The 18,420-nt window shown below is 66.8% G+C and carries 16 protein-coding genes; 5 read left to right on the top strand and 11 right to left on the bottom strand.

The window, feature by feature from the left end:
* The 3 genes from AC3FOF_RS14465 to AC3FOF_RS14455 all read right to left on the bottom strand — a co-directional run.
* On the bottom strand, positions 1-269 hold a 269-nt coding region (locus tag AC3FOF_RS14465), incomplete at its 3' end, for an efflux RND transporter permease subunit (protein WP_488726980.1).
* Between the two features lies 1 nt (position 270).
* Entirely contained in the window at positions 271-1,419 is a 1,149-nt protein-coding gene (locus AC3FOF_RS14460) for an efflux RND transporter periplasmic adaptor subunit (protein WP_488726979.1), read from the bottom strand.
* 21 nt (positions 1,420-1,440) lie between these two features.
* The gene (locus AC3FOF_RS14455) at positions 1,441-2,907 is read right to left on the bottom strand and encodes a TolC family protein (protein WP_488726978.1); all 1,467 of its coding nucleotides are present in this window, start codon (positions 2,905-2,907) and stop codon (positions 1,441-1,443) included.
* A gap of 833 nt (positions 2,908-3,740) precedes the next feature.
* Between AC3FOF_RS14455 and AC3FOF_RS14450 the strand changes: the two genes are divergently transcribed.
* Positions 3,741-4,733, top strand: coding sequence for a Bug family tripartite tricarboxylate transporter substrate binding protein (locus AC3FOF_RS14450; protein ID WP_017225908.1), 993 nt, complete (start codon positions 3,741-3,743; stop codon positions 4,731-4,733).
* A gap of 66 nt (positions 4,734-4,799) precedes the next feature.
* Here AC3FOF_RS14450 and ppk2 read toward each other — a convergent pair whose 3' ends face one another.
* A complete protein-coding gene (gene ppk2, locus AC3FOF_RS14445) occupies positions 4,800-5,606 on the bottom strand; it encodes a polyphosphate kinase 2 (protein WP_276263781.1) in 807 nt (268 codons plus the stop codon).
* Positions 5,607-5,791: 185 nt separating this feature from the next.
* Complete coding sequence (locus AC3FOF_RS14440; RefSeq protein WP_276263780.1) at positions 5,792-5,971, bottom strand: alpha/beta hydrolase fold domain-containing protein; 180 nt, start codon at positions 5,969-5,971, stop codon at positions 5,792-5,794.
* A 233-nt stretch (positions 5,972-6,204) separates the two neighbouring features.
* On the opposite strand from AC3FOF_RS14440, the gene AC3FOF_RS14435 reads away from it, so the two are divergent.
* Positions 6,205-6,525: a hypothetical protein gene (locus AC3FOF_RS14435; protein ID WP_276263779.1), complete on the top strand. Its 321-nt coding sequence runs from the start codon at positions 6,205-6,207 to the stop codon at positions 6,523-6,525.
* Positions 6,526-6,849: 324 nt separating this feature from the next.
* Here the strand turns inward: AC3FOF_RS14435 and AC3FOF_RS14430 are convergent, their stop codons facing one another.
* From AC3FOF_RS14430 to msrB, 4 genes are all read right to left on the bottom strand, one after another.
* On the bottom strand, positions 6,850-9,087 hold the full coding sequence (locus AC3FOF_RS14430) for an NADP-dependent isocitrate dehydrogenase (RefSeq protein WP_488726977.1): 2,238 nt from the start codon (positions 9,085-9,087) through the stop codon (positions 6,850-6,852).
* A 316-nt stretch (positions 9,088-9,403) separates the two neighbouring features.
* Entirely contained in the window at positions 9,404-10,144 is a 741-nt protein-coding gene (gene msrA / locus AC3FOF_RS14425) for a peptide-methionine (S)-S-oxide reductase MsrA (protein ID WP_488726976.1), read from the bottom strand.
* A gap of 73 nt (positions 10,145-10,217) precedes the next feature.
* The gene (locus tag AC3FOF_RS14420; RefSeq protein ID WP_488726975.1) at positions 10,218-12,053 is read right to left on the bottom strand and encodes a cytochrome c biogenesis protein DipZ; all 1,836 of its coding nucleotides are present in this window, start codon (positions 12,051-12,053) and stop codon (positions 10,218-10,220) included.
* Between the two features lie 45 nt (positions 12,054-12,098).
* Positions 12,099-12,611, bottom strand: a complete 513-nt coding sequence (gene msrB / locus AC3FOF_RS14415; RefSeq protein ID WP_276267664.1) for a peptide-methionine (R)-S-oxide reductase MsrB — start codon at positions 12,609-12,611, stop codon at positions 12,099-12,101.
* A 220-nt stretch (positions 12,612-12,831) separates the two neighbouring features.
* Here msrB and AC3FOF_RS14410 point away from each other — a divergent pair, with 220 nt between their 5' ends.
* A complete protein-coding gene (locus tag AC3FOF_RS14410; RefSeq protein WP_017230711.1) occupies positions 12,832-13,560 on the top strand; it encodes a response regulator transcription factor in 729 nt (242 codons plus the stop codon).
* A 14-nt stretch (positions 13,561-13,574) separates the two neighbouring features.
* Positions 13,575-15,101 (top strand): sensor histidine kinase, encoded by a 1,527-nt coding sequence (locus AC3FOF_RS14405; protein WP_276267667.1) that lies wholly within the window; start codon positions 13,575-13,577, stop codon positions 15,099-15,101.
* Between the two features lie 37 nt (positions 15,102-15,138).
* Here AC3FOF_RS14405 and AC3FOF_RS14400 read toward each other — a convergent pair whose 3' ends face one another.
* Positions 15,139-16,440 carry a DUF2325 domain-containing protein gene (locus AC3FOF_RS14400; protein WP_488726974.1) on the bottom strand — a complete coding sequence of 434 codons (1,302 nt, stop codon included), beginning with the start codon at positions 16,438-16,440 and terminating at the stop codon, positions 15,139-15,141.
* A 344-nt stretch (positions 16,441-16,784) separates the two neighbouring features.
* Here AC3FOF_RS14400 and AC3FOF_RS14395 point away from each other — a divergent pair, with 344 nt between their 5' ends.
* Positions 16,785-17,213: a TOBE domain-containing protein gene (locus AC3FOF_RS14395; protein ID WP_017225423.1), complete on the top strand. Its 429-nt coding sequence runs from the start codon at positions 16,785-16,787 to the stop codon at positions 17,211-17,213.
* A 35-nt stretch (positions 17,214-17,248) separates the two neighbouring features.
* On the opposite strand, the gene AC3FOF_RS14390 is transcribed toward AC3FOF_RS14395, so the two are convergent.
* Complete coding sequence (locus AC3FOF_RS14390; RefSeq protein ID WP_488726973.1) at positions 17,249-18,277, bottom strand: molybdopterin-binding oxidoreductase; 1,029 nt, start codon at positions 18,275-18,277, stop codon at positions 17,249-17,251.
* Between the last annotated feature and the right edge of the window lie 143 nt (positions 18,278-18,420).

Below are 18,420 nucleotides of genomic sequence, written 5' to 3'. Positions count from 1 at the left end.
AGCCCGAACAGCGAGACCGAGCGGAAGGACTGCACGTCCGGCACGCTGGCCAGCGCGTTCTCCACGGGAATGGTGATCTGCTGCTCGACCTCCACGGTGCTGCGGCCGGGCCACTGCGTGATGGCCTGTACCGTGACCGGCGCCACGCCGGGATAGGCCTGCAGCGGCAGCCGCAGGAAGCTCAGCACGCCGGCCGCCAGCAGGCCGAGGGCCAGGAAGACGATGACCAGGCGCCGCTTGAGGATACTTCTGATGGGCGAGAAGACCATCTCAGGCCTCCTGCTTGAGCAGCATTTCGTTGAGCAGCATGCCGCCCTGCGTCACCACGCGAACCGGCGCGCCCGCGGGCGCGCCCTCGGTGACCTGGAAGGTGCCGTCGCTGCGGGGGGTGCCCTGCACCGCCACGCGCTCGATGTGCTTGTCGTCGGGCTGGGTCATCAGGTAGAGCTTGCCCTGGTCCTTGACGATGGCCGACTGGGGCACCACCAGCGCCTGCGCGGTGCCGGTGACGATGCGCGCGGTGGCGTACATCTCGGGCTTGAGCGTGCCGTCCGGGTTGGGCACGTCGCAGCGCACCTGCAGGGTGTGGGTGTCGGCGTCGACGTTGGGGGCGATAAAGCTGACGCGCCCGCGGTAGCGGCGTCCCGGGTAGGCCGGGGTCTCGATCTCGATGGTCTGGCCCAGGCGCACGTTCCTGATGTCGTTCTCGTAGAGATTGCCGGTGAACCAGATCGAGCGGGTGTCGATGATGCTCATCAGCGAATCGCCGACGTTCAGGTAGGAGCCCGGGTCCATGTCGCGCTTGACGATGGTGCCGCCGATCGGCGCGCGCAGGGTCAGCGTATCGGAGGCGGTACCGCGCTCGCGGATGCGGGCGATGTCCTCAGGGGTGGCGCCCAGCACGCGCAGCTTGTTCTCCGACGACTGCATGGTGAGCCTGGCGTCGTCCACCAGTTCCTTCAGGCCGCTGCCGCTCAGGGTGTGATAGGCGTTGTGCGAGAGCAGGTATTCGTTCTGCGCGGCGATGTACTCGGGCGAGTACAGTTCGGCCAGCGGCTGGCCGGGGCGCACCACGGCGCCCTCGTAGACCAGGATGCGCTCGACGCGGCCGGCCACGCGGGCCGAGGCCAGCTTGGCCTGCTGAACGTTATAGGCGAGCTTGCCGGGGGTGGGCATGTCGACCGCGACGGTCTGCATATTGAACACCGCGGACTTGACCGCGTTCGGGTCGAAGCCGCCCTCGGGCAGGGTCAGCCGGGAAGGCACGCGGCGCGGCTTGGCGGCCGGGGCCTTGGCGAGCGGTATGCCGGCCGGCTGTGCCTGTTGCGGTTGTTGCGCCTGGGCCCAGTACTTGCCGCCCCAGATACCGCCGGCGAGGACCACCACGAAGCCGGCGCCGATCATCAGATTCTTGTTCATAGGTTCAAGGCCTCGCGGCCGTCAGAATTTGTCTCGTCCCACCGCGGCGGCCAGCGTGTAGTACGCCTGGCGAGCCTCGGACTCGGCTTGCGTCACGGCCAGTTCGGCGTTCTTGAGCGCGGAGCTGGCGGTGAGCAGATCGGTGAAATCGGCGTTGTTGTTGGCGTAGTTGGTGAAGGCCATCTTGTAGGCCGTCATCGCCTCGGGCAACTGGCGCTGGCGCAGGAACTCGGCCTGGTTGACCGACTGGCGCAGGTTGTTGTGCGCGGTATCGACGGCCAGCAGGGTCTGCTGGCGCACCGACTGGTCGTTGGCGTCGGAGGCCACCTTGTTGGCGACCGCTTCATCGACGCCGTACTTCTCCTTGGTGAAGAAGAACAGCGGGATGATGATGTCGAACTCGATGCCGTAGCTGGCGGGCTTGAAGCCCAGCGGGGGGTTGTTGCCGTTGAAGGTGCCGATGATCTGGAAGTCGGGCAGGTAGGCCTTGCGGGCCAGGCGCACGCCCTTCTCGGCGGCTTCGACCTGGAAGCGCGAGGCGCGCACATTGGGGTGCTCGCGCAGGGCCATGTCTTCCAGCTCGGGCAGGGGCGTGGGGGGCAGGCGCGCGGCGCTGGCGTCGGGGCGCAGCTCGAGGGGGAACTCGGGGTTCTTGCCGATCAGGGTGTTGATGGACTTGAGCGCGTTGTCGTACTGGCGCTCCAGGCCGAACATATCGTTCTGTGCGCTGCTCTGGGCGACCTGGGCGTTGAGGTAGTCGACATAGCCGGCGGCATTGTTGGCGTAGCGGATGCGGGCGACCTGCTTGACCTGCTCGAGGCGCTTGAGGTTAAGGCGCAGCACGTCGAGCTGGGCCTTTTGCGCGAGGGCCTGGAAGTAGGTGGTGCTGAGCTGGGCGTAAAGCTGGAGGTACAGGGCGTCGCGCTGGGCGTCGATCGACTCGGCCTGGGTGTTGGCGATATCGGCGGCCAGGGCCTTCTTGCCGGGGAAGGGGAAGGACTGGGTGAGGGTATAGCTGAAGGACTCCGCGCGGGCCAGTGCCAGCGGGCTGTTCTTGGGCAGGTTGCCCCAGATGAAGCCGACCTGCGGATTGTTGGGCGCGGCGATCTGCGGGACGATGGCCTTGGCCGCCATATAGAGCGAGCGTGCCTGGATCAGCTGCGGATTGTTGGCGCGCAGTTCCTCGGACAGCTCCCACAGGGAAAAGCCGGGCCCGACCAGGCCCTTGGTCTTCTCCTCGGGGCTCAAGGCCGCGGCCGGGGCCGGGGCGGTGGACGTGCCGGTACCCTGCGCCGCCGCAACCGGCTTGTTCCACCCGCTGGCGGGCGGCTTCTCGCCGGCCGGCGCGGGCTTCCTGGTTGCCGGTACGGCCGGTGCCAGAGGTACGGGATTGGTATCTCCGCTCAGGTCCACGCCCCAGGCCAGCCCGGTGGCGCAGATCAGCATCACGGCGATACCAACGTCTTCCCAATTTCGCTTTTTATACACAAATACTCCCACATACGGTGGACGCATTTATGACAGCCGATTCTTTCAGCTTCATTTCAAGACGCCTTTCACTCAGGGCAAGATGCCGTCAATATAGGGAATCCCCTGTCAACCAATTCAAGTGCGACTTAAACACGGCGACAGTTATTCATGATTTCCTGCACAGAAAATAATGACTAAATGTTCAAAGCATCACATTCCATTGAAAATGGAGGGCTGAGCCTGGCGGTTTCCCAGAAACAGACCGTCCCACACCCAAATGTCCCACCGCGCCGGCTTCATTCACTGCAGTGCTTTGCTCGAACAGTCTCGGTGTTGGGACGATCTCCCGCGCGCGTGCGATGGCTTCAGGCAGCCGGCATCCATGGAACGGGCGAACGCCTGCCTGCCACGGCGCACGAATCGCCGGAATAAAACAACACATAAAAGGGGAATGGCTCGCACGGAGAACCGCACAAGAGACCACCGCCCGCCGGTATCGGCTAGGCAGCGGCGAGGAATCGCCTGGACTTGCCTAGCCGTTCAGAGTTTGGCCGAAGGCCAACTAGAACAACTGTCCATTTGGGAGAACCCATCGTTGTGACCGAGCGAAGCGTAACAAAACAAATACAAGTTTCGCAACAATTTTTTGTGGGGAAAACTGCCCATCTGCTGCTTTCGCCATATTTCTATCCTGCGGCGCAGGATGCCGTTTTCTCGCCGGTTGCGGTAGCGCAATGCGCTCAGGTCCTGGTGCGTAGGAAAATGGGGGGGCCGCATGGCGTAACGGAAAAGGGAGTGGATGTGTGCAGGGCAGGGATGGATGGCCGGGGCGGCCGGGTGGAGTCACGATAATGATGCTGTTTTCCATGATGCCCATTCGCCGGACCGGCATCGGCGCGGTTCTGGCTTTCCTTGCTGCGTTCAGCGGCTGCGCTTTTGCGGACGCCTATCCCCAGCGGCCCGTGCGCCTTGTGGTTCCCTTCAGCGCGGGCGGCGTCACCGATGTGATCGCCCGCGTGATCGCCGGCAGCCTGCAGGCCAGGCTGGGGCAGCCCGTGATCGTGGACAACCGGCCGGGTGCTTCCACCATGATCGCGGCAGCGCACGTCGCAAAGGCGCGCCCCGACGGATACACGCTCCTGCTCGGCAGTTCCACCACGTTCAGCATGCTGCCTGCCCTTCGGCCCCATCTGTCCATCGCCGCCGAAGGCATCTGGGCGCCGGTCGGCCTCGTCGCGGAGACGCCGGTGATGATCTCCTCGCGCACGGACTCCGGCATCGGCTCGTTCCAGGATCTGCTGGCGCGCGCGCGGGCCCGGCCGGGCGCGCTGACTTATGGCACTACCGGCGTGGGCACCGCCCCCCACCTGATCGGCGCCATCATCGCCGCGGATTTCCAGGTGGACATCACGCCAGTGCAATACCGGGGCAGTACCCAAGTGCTGGCCGATGTGGTCAACGGGCAGATCGACCTGAGTTTCGATCCCGTCGGCGTTGTCCGGCCGTTCATCGGCGCGGGCATGCTGCGGCCGCTCGCCATCAGCACCGCGCAACGGTTGCCGGCGTATCCGGCCGTCCCCACCTTTGGCGAAGTCGGCATCGGGGACCTGGGCGGCGCGTTCTGGTTTGGCCTAGCCGCCCCGTCCGGCACGCCGCGCACGACGTTGCAGCGCCTGCAGGAGGACCTGCAGGCGGTCCTGCGCGAGCCCCGCGTCGAGGAGGCGTTCCGCCGGCAATCGATTATCGTCCTCGCCGGCAATGCGGAGGAATTTCGCAGGCGCGTCCATGCAGAGCTAACGCGGTACCGGCAACTGGCCAGGGACGGCAGCTTCACGATGGAATGATTTCATCCGCCCTGGCGGCGCGCGCAGCCTTCGGCAGTCTGGCGCCGCCTGCCGGCCCGGGACCCGCTACGGCGCGAGCCCGCCGGACTCGATGCACGCGGTATGGAAAGGGAAGACAACTTCCCGGTCGGCTCGCGTCAGCGCTTCGTCCTTGCCCTTGTACTGCAGCTGCCCGAGCAGGTCGCGGATGATATTGAGCCGGGCTTCGCGCTTGTTGTCGGTTCGCACTACCCGCCAGGGGGTCCCCGGTGTGCTGGTGCGGGTCAGCATCTCGTTGCGGGCCGCGCTGTATTGCTTCCAGTAATGGATTGCCTGTTCGTCGATCGGGCTGATCTTCCATTGCTTGAGCGGATCCGTTGCGCGGTCCTTCAGGCGCCGCCGTTGCTCATCCTTGCTGATGTCGAGGTAATACTTGATGAGCCTGATGCCGGAGCCCGCCAGCAGCATCTCGAAGTCGACCACCGAATTCATGAAGTCCTCGTGCTCGGCCTCGGTGCAGAATCCCATCACCCGTTCCACGCCGGCGCGGTTGTACCAGCTGCGGTTGAACAGCACCAGTTCCTGGCATACCGGCAGTTGCGCCACGTAGCGCTGGAAGTACCAGGCGGACTGATCGCGGTCGGAGGGCTTGCCGAGCGCGACGACGCGGACTTCGCGCGGGCTCAGGTGCTGGACGATGCGTTTGATCGCGCCATCCTTGCCCGCCGCGTCGCGGCCTTCGAGAATGACAAGGATCTTGTCGTTGGACGAGATCACTTGCCGCTGCAGCTTGACGAGTTCGACCTGCAGGCGCCGCAGCTCGTGCTTGTAGGCCTTGCTTGCGGATCTGCGTCCGGATCCGGCGGCGTGTTCGTCCAGGGAGGCCTTGCTCATGCCATGCCCCCCGCCTTGCCGTTGCCGGTCGGGCTGGCTTCGCAGCCGGTCCGGGATGGCCGCGCGAGCGATCCGGCGATCCGGTATTTCATGCGATCCTCCTTCAGGACAATAGAGCAGGACCCAGTATCTTGTGGGCCGGCGCTTGCTGTCAAACGCCGGGGCGCGCAGGCCGCCGGCCGGCATCAGGGGCCGTTGCCGCGCAAGGCTTGGCGCAGCGGGTCGTACCCGCAGACCAGGATCGATGCCGGCGGCAGCCGGTCCAGCCGCTGCGCCTGCAACGGCGAAACGCAAGGCGATGCACCGTCCTCCCCGGTTGCCAGGTAAGCGGAGAAGCAGGGGATGACTACGCCACGCTTCTGCATGGGCTTTCGGTGCAGGCTCGGGACGGCGTTAGCCGGGCCCGTCTCCTGGCCATGATCGAGCCGCCGATGGCTGCGCTGGATATGGCATTGCGTACGGGCTGAAACGTCCCGTCGCGGCCTGTCTGGCCTGTCTGAAATCTAAATTGTGCCCAATCGGTCTCATCGATATAATCCGGCGCCCATGCCCTGATCCGGCATGCGTTCCTTTTTTGTCCATGTAACCGGAGTACCCGATGTTCCTGATTTGGCAAGGTTTAGGTTTTCTGGTTGTGATCGTGCCCCTGCTTTGCGTGCTCGTCATGAGCTTCCTGAGCGCCGTGGTGAATCTGTCGAACCTCGCGGCCGTCGTCGCCGCACTGTTCATGTCCGCGGCGGCGGTTTTCTATCTCGGCAGGCACCTCAACTCCCGTCCCGGCCGCACCCTGGTCGATCCGGCCACCGGGCAGTCCGTGGAACTGCGCAAGCGCCACACGCTGTTCTGGATCCCGATGCAATATTGGGCCTTTCCTCTGCTGCTGGTTGCCGGCATTGCCTCGATGGGGCTGTTTGCCTGACCGGCCGGATAGCCGATAGCCTGGCTGATCCAGCGGCAGGTTGCCATCCTGGGCGCGTGCGCCCAGGATGGCGGGTCGCCCGATAGCCAGCATATGGTGTCGGCCGCGGTCGTGCTGATGGAGGAGACCGCTTCGGTGATTTCCGACCTTGCGTGCGTGGTGCAGAACGCGTTGGCGCAATCCGCAGGCTGGCGCGACTCGGCACGGTAACTGCGGTTGGGGGGAAGGGCGCCGGCCCGAAGCGAGGTGTCTCGCTTGACGGGCGGGCAACAAGAAACAAGAAGAAAGAAGAGCCGCCTTGACCCGCAAGGCGGCTGGGCCTGCTTAAGCCCGGACAGCCGCCAGTGCCGCGTTCAGCGTCTTGCTCGGACGCATCACGCTGTCCAGCTTGTCGAAGTCGGGCTTGTAGTAGCCGCCGATGTCCGCTGCCTGGCCTTGCACCGCCGACAGCTCGGCCACGATGGCCTGCTCGCTGTCGGTCAGTTGCTTGGCCAGCGGCGCGAACTGCGCGGCCAGGGCCGCGTCGTCGGTTTGCGCCGCCAGTTCCTGCGCCCAGTACATGGCCAGGTAGAACTGGCTGCCGCGGTTGTCCAGCTGACCGGTCTTGGGCGACGGGTTCTTGTTGTTCTCCAGCAGCTGGCCGGTGGCGGCGTCCAGCGTCTTGGCCAGGATCTTGGCGCGGCCGTTGCCGGTCTTGATGCCCAGGTCTTCCAGCGATACCGCCAGCGCCAGGAACTCACCCAGCGAGTCCCAGCGCAGGTGGTTTTCTTCCACCAGCTGCTTGACGTGCTTGGGCGCCGAGCCGCCGGCACCGGTTTCGTACATGCCGCCGCCTGCCATCAGGGGAACGATGGAGAGCATCTTGGCGCTGGTGCCCAGTTCCATGATGGGGAACAGGTCGGTCAGGTAGTCGCGCAGGATGTTGCCGGTGACCGAGATGGTGTCCAGGCCGCGGATGACGCGCTCCAGCGTGTAGCGCATAGCGCGCACCTGCGACATGATCTGGATGTCCAGGCCGGTGGTGTCGTGGTCCTTCAGGTAGGTCTCGACCTTCTTGATGACCTCGGCTTCGTGCGGGCGGTACGGGTCCAGCCAGAAAATGGCCGGCATGCCGGAGTTGCGGGCGCGGGTGACGGCCAGCTTGACCCAGTCGCGGATCGGCGCGTCCTTGACCTGGCACATGCGCCAGATGTCGCCTTCTTCCACGTTCTGCACCAGCAGCACTTCGCCGGTGGCGATGTCGACGATGCGGGCTTCGCCGGCTTCGGGGACTTCAAAGGTCTTGTCGTGCGAGCCGTACTCCTCGGCTTGCTGGGCCATCAGGCCGACGTTGGGCACGGTGCCCATGGTGACCGGATCGAAGTTGCCGTTGGTCTTGCAGAAGTTGATGATCTCCTGGTAGATGCGGGCGAAGGTGCTCTCCGGGATCACGGCCTTGGTGTCCTTCGGACGGCCGTCGGCGCCCCACATCTTGCCGCCGATGCGGATCATGGCCGGCATCGAGGCGTCCACGATCACGTCGTTGGGCGCGTGCAGGTTGGAGATGCCCTTGGCCGAGTCCACCATTGCCAGCTCGGGACGGTGCTCGTGGCAGGCGTGCATGTCGCGGATGATCTCTTCGCGCTTGGAGCTGGGCAGGGATTCCAGCTTGTCGTACAGGTTGACCAGGCCGTTGTTGACGTTCACGCCCAGCTCGTCGAACAGCGCGCCGTGCTTGGCGAAGGCTTCCTTGTAGAAGATCTTGACCGCGTGGCCGAACACGATGGGGTGCGAGACCTTCATCATGGTGGCCTTCACGTGCAGCGACAGCATCACGCCGGTCTTGCGAGCGTCTTCCATCTGCTCTTCATAGAAGTCGCACAGCGCCTTCTTGCTCATGAACATGCTGTCGATGATCTCGCCGTCCAGCAGCGACACCTTGGGCTTGAGGACGATGGTCTTGCCGCTCTTGGTGACCAGCTCCATCTTCACGTCGCGGGCCTTCTCGACCGTCATGGACTTCTCGCCGTGGTAGAAGTCGCCGTGCTTCATGTGGGCCACGTGGGTGCGCGAAGCCATGCTCCACTCGCCCATGCTGTGCGGGTTCTTGCGTGCGTAGTTCTTGACGGCGGCGGGCGCGCGGCGGTCCGAGTTGCCCTCGCGCAGCACCGGGTTCACGGCGCTGCCCAGGCACTTGGAGTAACGCTGGCGGATGGCCTTCTCGGCGTCGGTCTTCGGGTCTTCGGGGAAGTCCGGCACGTTGTAGCCCTTGCCCTGGAGTTCCTTGATCGCGCTGACCAACTGGTGCACGGAGGCGCTGATATTCGGCAGCTTGATGATGTTGGTGTCCGGCAGCAGGGTCAGGCGGCCGAGTTCGGCGAGGTTGTCGGGCACCCGTTGCGCTTCGGTCAGGAATTCGGGGAACTCGCCCAGGATGCGCCCTGCCACCGAGATGTCGCTGGTGGCGACGTTGATGCCGGCCGGCGCGGTGAAGGTGCGGATGATGGGCAGGAAGGCACTGGTCGCCAGCAGCGGAGCTTCGTCTGTCAGGGTATAGATGATGGTAGATTGCTGGGTACTCATTGCTTCTCTCAGGGTCAACAAGGGTTGGGAAATGCCGCCGGCTGGGTCGCAGACCGGCAGCAACCACCGAATTTTGCCTGATTTTGCTTTCGGGGGGCTTAACCGGCCCGGCTTTTCCGCTTTGCAATCGCAAAACGCAAGCTTTGTGCGTGCGGCTGGGGGCGACGCATACAGGTGGCCGGACAGTGCTTCCCATCGATCCCAGGCGCTGGAGGTGAAATCGTGTGCAATCCTGGTGGTATAAGTGACGCAAACAGCACGCATCGACGCGCGAACCGGCCCGAGCTGCCCGCTCAGCGACGTCCCGCCCCCGCCCTCACGACCCCGCCACCTTCAGCAGCACCGGATCATTGCGATACAGGTCGGGGAACATATGCTTCAGATAGCCGATCTTCGGCAGGTCGTTGATGACGATGTACGGGTGGGCGGGATGCAGCGTCAGGAAGTTCTGATGGTAATTTTCCGCTGGATAGAAGCCCTTGTAGTCCTCGACGCGGGTGACGATCGGGCCGGAGAAGACATGGGCCTTGCCCAATTGCGCGATATACGCCTGGGCGATGCTGCGCTGCTCCGGCGTGAGGGGGAACACGGCCGAGCGGTACTGCGTGCCGTGGTCGGGGCCCTGATAGTTGAGCTGGGTCGGATTGTGCGCGACCGAGAAGAAGACCTGCAGCAGGCGGCCATACGTGACCTGTGCCGGATCGAAGGTGACCTGTACCGACTCGGCATGTCCGGTGTTGCCGCCGCTGACCGTCTCGTACTGCGCGGTGGCGGCGGTGCCGCCGGCATAGCCCGAGGTCGCCGACTTGACGCCGCGTACATGCTGGAACACGCCCTGCACGCCCCAGAAGCAGCCTCCGGCAAACACGGCGGTCTCGGTTTGTACGGTAGCCACCTTTTCGTCCAGCGCGGGCGCCGGAATCCTGACGGCGTCTTCCGCCGGGTTCGCCGCGTGCTGCCAGGCCAGCAGGCCCGCCGCCAGCACGATCAGGCCGGCGAGTTTCACGGTGGCCGGGCGGGCCCACCAGGATGACCCGTTTGGCGTGTGCGTTGTCATGATCGACCGTCCTTGTCCTTGAACTGTTTGCAGTGAAGTGAACCGTGCCTTGGTCTGTTGCTGCCGCTCGCATTCAACCAAAGGTGAACGCATAAGCCTCGACGCCGGGGTCCAGGAACTCGATGGCGAAGGTGCGGTCCGCCACCTTGCCGGTCTGCCGCACCAGTTGATAGAGCCGCTGTTCCGTGACCTGCCCGCTGCCGTCCGCCGCCACGTCGGTACCGCGCGCGTCGCCCGGCGCGGCGCCGTCGATGCTGACGCGGAACCGTACCGGCCTGCCGTCCTTGCCTGGCCCGAGCACCAGGTGCAGGTCGCGGGCGTGAAAGCGGTAGACGATGCGGCCGCCTTCCACGGCGAGCGTGGCGTGCTCGGCGCCCACCTGCCAGGTGCCGGCCAGGCCCCAGTCGTTGAGCGCGGGCCGCGCGGGCGCCGTGTAGGCGTGCGGCCGGTCGCGCGCCTCGCCGCCCGGGGAGGCGAAGTTCTCTGCGCGCTCGTAGCCAATGTAGGTTTCGCCGGATTCGACCCCGGCCTTGCCGGCGGCCATCTGTACGCCCTGCACGCCGGCACCGCCCAGGCCGATGGCGACCTTCGCGGCACCGGTGTGGCCGGCTTCGGCCAGCAGTTGCTGGATCACCTTCTCCGATTCAGCATACTCGCCTTCGCCGAAATGGTGATGGCGGATGCGCCCCTGTGCGTCGATGAAATAGTGCGCTGGCCAGTACTGGTTGTTGAAGGCGCGCCAGATCGCGTAGTTGTTGTCGATGGCGACGGGATAGTCGATGCCTAGCTCGCGCGTGGCCTTCTTCACGTTATCGATATTGCGCTCGAAGGCGAACTCCGGCGCGTGCACGCCGATCACCACCAGCCCCTGGTCGCGGTATTTCTGCGCCCACGCCTTCACATAGGGCAGGGTGCGCAGGCAGTTGATGCACGAGTAGGTCCAGAAGTCGACCAGCACGACCTTGCCGCGCAAGCCTTCCGCCGTGAGCGGCGGCGAGTTCAGCCATTGCACGGCGCCCGCCAGCGCGGGCAGCTGGCCTTCCACGGGGAGCGCTGCCGCCCCGCCGCCGGCGGCTGAGGTGCCGCCGGCCCGCATCATCGCGCCGGACGACGCGGCCAGCATGGCGTTGGCATTGCCGGCCCCAGCCGTGGCACCGGTCATGGCCCCGGGGGTGCCCGACAGCCGGTCCACCAGGTGCTGCTCGATGCCGCCGGTGGCTACCGTCGAAATGCGGGCCAGCACACCGGTGTCCAGTCCCAGCCCGATCGCGAGCACGCCAAGCAGCATGGCCGCGCCGATCCCGCGCCGGATCCATTCTCCCGCGCCGAGCGAGCGCTTCATCGCGGTGAAGACCCGGCCGCCGATCAGCAACGCTACCGCCAGCGAGGTTGCCGCGCCGGCCGCGTAGGCGGCCAGCAGCAGCGTGGTGCCAACGCTGGCGCCACGCAGCGCCGCGCCGGTCAGCACCAGGCCGAGGATGGGGCCGGCGCACGGGGCCCACAGCAGGCCGGTGGCGATGCCGAGCAGGAACGACGCGCCCGGGCCGGCCGGCTTGCCATCGCCATGGTCATTGGCCTGGGCAAAGGCGGAGAGCCGGCTGCCGGCGCTCACCAGCGGATGCATCAGCCGCTCGGCGAAGCGCGGCAGCAGCAGCGTCAGGCCGAACACGGCGAGCAGGGCGATCGCCAGCCAGCGGCCGTACTGGTTGGCCTGGGTCACCCAGCCGCCGCCGACCGCGGCCAGCGTTGCCACCGCCGCGAAGGTCAGGGCCATGCCGGCCAGCAGCGGCAGGCCGCTGCGCGCAAAGGGCTGGTCGGCCCGCGCGAACACGAAGGGCAGCACGGGCAGGATGCACGGGCTGAGGATGGTGAGCGCGCCGCCAAGATAGGCAAGGAAGATGAGGAGCATGGGATTCCCTGTATGGTTCTTGAAAAAGACGGGGCCGGCGTGGGCTCACGCGGCCTGCGGCCTGAAGGTCATCGCCAGGCCGTTCATGCAGTAGCGCAGCCCGGTGGGTTTGGGTCCGTCGTCGAACAGGTGGCCCAGGTGGCCGCCGCAGCGCCGGCAGTGCACCTCCGTGCGCGTCATGCCGAAGGACCGGTCCTGGCGGGTTGCCACCGCGTTGTCCAGCGGCGCCCAGAAGCTGGGCCAGCCGGTGCGGCTGTCGAACTTCGTGCGCGACGAGAAGAGATCCAGCTGGCATCCCGCGCAGGCGAATACGCCGGCGCGGTGCTCGTCGTTCAGCGGGCTGCTGTAGGGCCGCTCCGTGCCCTCCTGGCGCAGCACGCTGTACTGTGCCGGGGTCAGCAGCTTGCGCCATTGCTCGTCGGATCTGACCACTTCGAAGGTCTCGGCCGGCTTGCCGGCGTTAGCCTGGCCGGCGGCCAGCGCGCGCCATCCCGTCGCGGCGGCGATGGCCGCCACGGCGGCACCGCCCGATACCAGAAAGCGCCTTCGGCTTCTCATGATGTGCTCCTTGCCTGCATGCGCCGGATCGTTGGGGGAGACCGGTGCGATGGATCGATGGCGCATCGTATGGCTGGGGCGGTCCCGGAGTCCTCACAAAAGGTTAAATTAAATGTGATAACTCGGCGTCTCAAAGTTTTGCACAATAGCTACGCAGCCGCGACGCTCGCGGCTTCCTCTGTCACGCGCGGGCCATGCTCGCGCCGAAGGCCTGGAAACAATGGATCACCCCAAGCGCATCCTGATCGTCGAAGACGACGTCGACATCGCCAACGTACTGAGCCTGCACCTGCGCGACGAGCGCTATGAAGTCGTGCACAGCGCCGATGGCAACGAAGGCCTGCGGCTGCTGGAGCAGGGCGGCTGGGACGCGCTGATACTCGACCTGATGCTGCCCGGCGTCGATGGCCTGGAAATCTGCCGGCGCGCCCGCGCGATGACGCGCTACACGCCGATCATCATCACCAGCGCGCGTTCCAGCGAGGTGCACCGCATCCTCGGCCTGGAGCTTGGCGCCGACGACTACCTTGCCAAGCCGTTCTCGGTGCTCGAACTGGTGGCGCGGGTGAAGGCGCTGCTGCGGCGCGTCGATGCGATGGCCAAGGACCTGCGGGTCGACGCGGGCAGCCTGGAGCTTGGCGGCCTGTCGATCGATCCGCTGACGCGCGAGGCCGCCGTGGACGGGCGGCGCATCGAGCTGACGCCGCGCGAATTCGACCTGCTGTATTTCTTCGCCCGGCATCCGGGCAAGGTGTTCTCGCGCATGGACCTGCTGAATGCCGTCTGGGGCTACCAGCACGAGGGCTACGAGCATACGGTCAACACCCATATCAACCGGCTGCGCACCAAGATCGAAGCCGACCCGGCGCAACCCAGCCGCATCCTGACCGTATGGGGGCATGGCTACAAGCTCGCCGCGGGGCCGGCGGCGCAAGGGGACGTACCGTGAACCTGGGCCTGAAGATGAAGCTGAATCCGGACCTCAGCCTGACGCAGCGGCTGTCGATCGTGTTTTCCGTGCTGCTGCTAGCCTGCTGCGGCGCCTCTGCCTGGCTGCAGGTGCGCTCCAACGACATGCGCGAGAAGGAGGTCATCCAGGACCTGTCGCGCGGGCTCGCCGGCAGCATCGCGCGCAATGCTGCGCTGATGGACGCCAACGGGCTGAAGCCGGACGCCTTGCGCCGGCTGTTCGGCCAGTTGATGGTGGTGAACCCCAGCGTCGAGGTCTACCTGCTGGACCGCCAGGGCCGCATCCAGGGGCACGACGCGCCGGCCGGCCACCTGTTGCGCCAGCAGGTGGACCTGCGGCCGGTGCGGCGCCTTCTCGACGGCGAGCCGCTGCCCATCCTGGGGGACGATCCGCGCAGCGCGAGCGGGCGCAAGGTGTTCAGCGCGGCGCCGCTGCGCGTGGGCGGCGCGGAGCCCGCCGGGTATATCTACGTGGTGCTGATGGGCGAGGCGCACGACCAGCTGGCGGCGCGGGCATCGGCCAATTCCGTGCTGCGCACGACGCTGTGGTCGATGGCGCTGGTAGCGCTGCTTGGCCTGCTCGCGGGGCTGATGGCGTTCGGCCTGATCACCCGGCCGCTGCGCCGCCTGACCGAGGCGATGCGCCGGTTCAATGCGGACGGCGCGCCGGATACGCAGCCGCGCGTGCCGCCTGTGCAAAGGCCGCCGTCCGCGAGCCAGCGCGACGAGATCGCCGCGCTCGAAGCCGCCTTCGCGCAGATGGCCGAGCGCATCGCCGAGCAATGGCGCGCGCTGACCCGGCAGGACCAGGAGCGGCGGGAACTGGTCGCCAATATCTCCCATGACCTGCGTACGCCGCTGACCTCGCTCCATGGCTACCTGGAGACGCTGTCGCTGAAGGCCGGCGCGCTGAGCGAGGCCGAACGCCAGCGCTACCTGGCCATCGCGCTGGCGCAAAGCGTCAAGGTGGGCCGCCTGGCGCAGTCGCTCTTCGAGCTGGCCCGGCTCGAGCATGGCATCGTGCAGCCGGCGCTGGAGGACTTCTCGCTGGTGGACCTGGTGCAGGACGTGTTCCAGAAGTTCGAGCTGCCGGCGGAGGCGCGGCATGTGCAACTGCGCGCCGGCATTCCGCAGCGCATGCCCACCGTCACCGCCGACCTCGGCATGATCGAGCGCGTGCTGACCAACCTGCTCGACAACGCGATCCGCCATACGCCGGCCGAAGGCGCCATCGATGTCGACCTGGCCTGCCACGACGGCAAGGTATCGGTCACCGTCAGCGATACCGGGCCGGGCATTCCGGCGGCGCTGCGCGACAGCCTGTTCCAGCGCCCGTTCAGCTCGGGCGGCGCGCACCGCGCGGGCGGACTGGGCCTGCTGATCGTGCAGCGCATGCTGCAGCTGCACTGCAGCCAGATCCGGCTGGTGGAGCGCGCCGGCGCGGGGGCGACGTTCTGCTTCGAGCTGCCGGTGGCGGGCGGCGTGCCCGGCGCGGGCAATGGGAAATCGCGCCGCGCTTGACGAGCCCCGGGGCCGCGAGACCCCGCCTGCGCGAGGTTCAGCCGCCGCTGGCCACCGTATCCGGGGCCGGCAGCGTCATGCCGACCCGTGCCGTCAACTCGACGAAGCTGGCCACGCTGGCGGTCCGCAAGGGGTAGTAGGCCACCTGGTGACGATCGCAGACGCGCTTGAGCATGCTGACCGAGTCATGGTCGATGCAGTCGACCGGAAAGACCACCATATCCGCGCGTGCCACGGCGGCGGCCAGCAGGCCCTTGCGGTCTTCGATGCCGCCATCGTGCACCACCAGATGGCCGCCGGTGGACGCCACCAGCGCTTTGAGCGTGTGGTTGGAGCCAGGGCGCCCGCCGACGTAGACGATGCGTTTCCCATGCAGCCGGCGCAGTCCCGGATACCGCGCTTCATCGCGCGCGGCGGCGGGCAGCATCAGGTGCTCCATCGCCTCGGCCTCGGCGCGGCTGGCCGTGAGCTGGGCGAGCGCATCGTCGAGCTGCGTGCGCATGTCCTGTGCTTGCTCTTGCGCGCGCACGGCACGCAGTTCCGCGGCTTCGCGCCGGCCGGCCTGCAAGGCGAGGTCCGCCTCGCGGGAGGCCAGCGCCTCGCGCAGCGCCTGCGCGTCTGCATGCCCGTCCGGCGTGCCTGCCATCCGTTGCGCGCGTGCGGCCAGCTGGCTGAGCCGGTCGCGCGTCTGCCGCATTTCCGCTTGGTGGCGCGTGCTCATTTCCCGCAGGCGTTCCTGCTGGCGCTCGAGCTTGTCGCGCAGCGCGGCGTGCTCTTCCTCCAGCGCGATCAGCCGCCGGATGTCGGCACGGTTGGCGGCGCCCACCAGGTGCGACAGCATATGCACCTCGCCGAACGCGGCCTGGCGCACGGCGGTGGTCGCATCGGGGTGGGTCATCACGGCCCAGTAGGCCGGTGGGATATCGCCGCTGGCGACGGCGTCCTGCCACAGCTTCAGCACGGCATCGGCCTCCCTGGCCGCGCTGAAAGTGCGCAGCGCATGCGCATGCCGCTCGTCCAGCGCCTTCTGCAGCGCCTTGCAGCCCTCGCCGCCGTTGCTGGATAGCTTGACCGCCTCATGATGGATCTCGAGGTCGCTGGCGCGCTGGCGGTCCAGCGCGATGAAGCGCGGTACCAGCTTGCGCAGCTCGCTGGTCGTCATGCAGGTGCCGATGATGGAGCAGTGCAGGTGCGCGTCCAGCTCCGCCAGCCGCGTGCGCCGGCGGCCGGTGCCGGACTGCGGGCTGGCCGGCGCGCAACAGCCGGCAGCCGGCGCCGGCTGGCCAAGCGCAGCCCCAATGGCATTGGCGCGTGCAAGGCGAAACGGTGGCGTGTGCATGCGTATCTCGAGTCAGGCGGGAAGGACGGTGCAGGGCGCCGCCTGTTTCCTGTTGCGCAAGGTGGCGTCGTGCAGCGCCCGGCTCCCCGGTTGGTTTGCGAAATATACCATTGAATATAACGAGGGGCAGCGGACCCAGGGCGTTGGACAGGGCGGACATCACCACCGGGCAAGCATGGTTATCAACCGGGCCGCTGCCCCCGCTGCCCATGGGCGCTGTATGATCCGCCAATCAGATGCGTGAGTACGATGCATTTCCGGCTTCGGCCCCGGCGCTTGCCCGGGAGCCGCGCCGGCCCCTTGCGGCCAGGCAGCGGCCGCGCATGGAACAAGGTGAGGCAAAGATGAAAACCAGCGCAAGAAACAAACTGAGCGGCAAGGTGACCGCGATCAACAAGGGCGCGGTGCACGACGAGATCGAACTCGAGATCGGCGGCGGCGTGAACATCGTCGCCACCATCACCAGCGACAGCACGCAGCGGCTCGGGCTTGCCGTGGGCAAGGAAGCCATTGCGCTGATCAAGGCGTCGTCCGTGATCGTGGGCGTGCCCGAGCCGGACATGCTGCTGTCCGCCCGCAACCAGATCGCGGGCACGGTGTCGGGCATCAAGATCGGCGCGGTCAATGCCGAGGTCGTCATCGGCCTGAAGCAGGGCGGCGAGATCGTGGCCATCATCACCAACGACAGCGTGGCCAGCCTGGGGCTGGTGGAAGGCGGCGCGGCCGTCGCCATCTTCAAGGCTTCCAGCGTGCTGCTGGCCACCCGCGCCTGAGGCTGTGTCCAGCCTGTTCCGGTGCCTTCCTGCGCTTATTGGGCAGGCGGCGCCGCGAACACTTCCAGGCTGATGAGTTTCGACACGTAGCGCCCGGCCTTGCCATCGTTGGGCAGCACCAGCCGGGCAAAGCCGCTGGTGGTCAGCGGCGCGCCATCCATTTCATAGGCGATCAGGTCCGGCTGGTTACCGAAGCCGGGCTCGATCTCGCCTAGCGAAATCAGGGCCTTGTAGCCGTCGCTGCCGGTCGCCACCACATACATGGCCAGCACGTCGTTCTTCACCGCGGGGTTGGTGGCCAGGCCGACCGTGTTCAGCAGGCTCCACAGGCTCACGCCGGTGTAGGTACTGGCGCCCACCGTGCGCGTCACCGCCGGCAGCGCCTTCAGGGCGGCCAGGTCGAAGGCGGCGGGCTGCTTCACCGCGCCCGTCACGCCGAACTGCGAGGAAGGCGCGCCGCCGGTGCCCGCCACCGCCGAGCCGGAGGCGCGGACATCCAGCCGGAGCAGGCCGGACACGTAGCGTCCGCCCTTGCCGTCGCCGGGCGCGGTCGCGCGCAGCAGGCCGTCGGCCGCCAGCGGGGCGGCGGCGCCATTCACGGTTTCGCTATAGACCACCTGGCTGGCCCGGTTGCCGACATCCGGCTTCAACTCGCCGAGCGAGAACACCGCCTTGTAGCCATCCGCGCCGGTGGCCAGCACGTACTTGCCGAGCACATCGTTCCTGACCGCGGCATCGGTCTGGATGCCCATGCCATCCAGCAGGTTCCACAGCGCCGTTCCCACGTAGGTGTGGGTTTGCGTGCCACTGCCGCTGCCATAGGTCACGGTCTGGGTCGCGGCGGGAAGGGCGCGCAGTTGCGTCATCGTCAGCGTGGCCGGCCGGTCGAGCGCGCCGCTCACCTGGAGCTGGCGCTCCGCCTGGGCAGGCTGCGTGACAGGCGCGGCTGCCGTGGCCGGCGTTTCGGCATCGGAGCCGCCGCAGGCCACCAGCAGCAGCGGTACGAAGGCAGCACCGAGGCACGCGGACAGCGGGCGCTTCAGCTTGATCATATGGATGAACATGTGGATCTCCCCCATTGGATGCATTGGATGTCTTGTATCTGGTTTTTCTGAAATCGATATATTCAACAAAATATAACGATTGCGCAATCCTTTCCTTCAGGGGGCCATCGGGCTATCGGCTGTCCGGATCGTTCGCCTATTCC

Source organism: Cupriavidus sp. 96C5-1 (assembly GCF_057798855.1).
The sequence above is the reverse complement of the archived record's forward strand: the minus strand, read 5'-3'. Positions and strand labels throughout refer to the sequence as shown.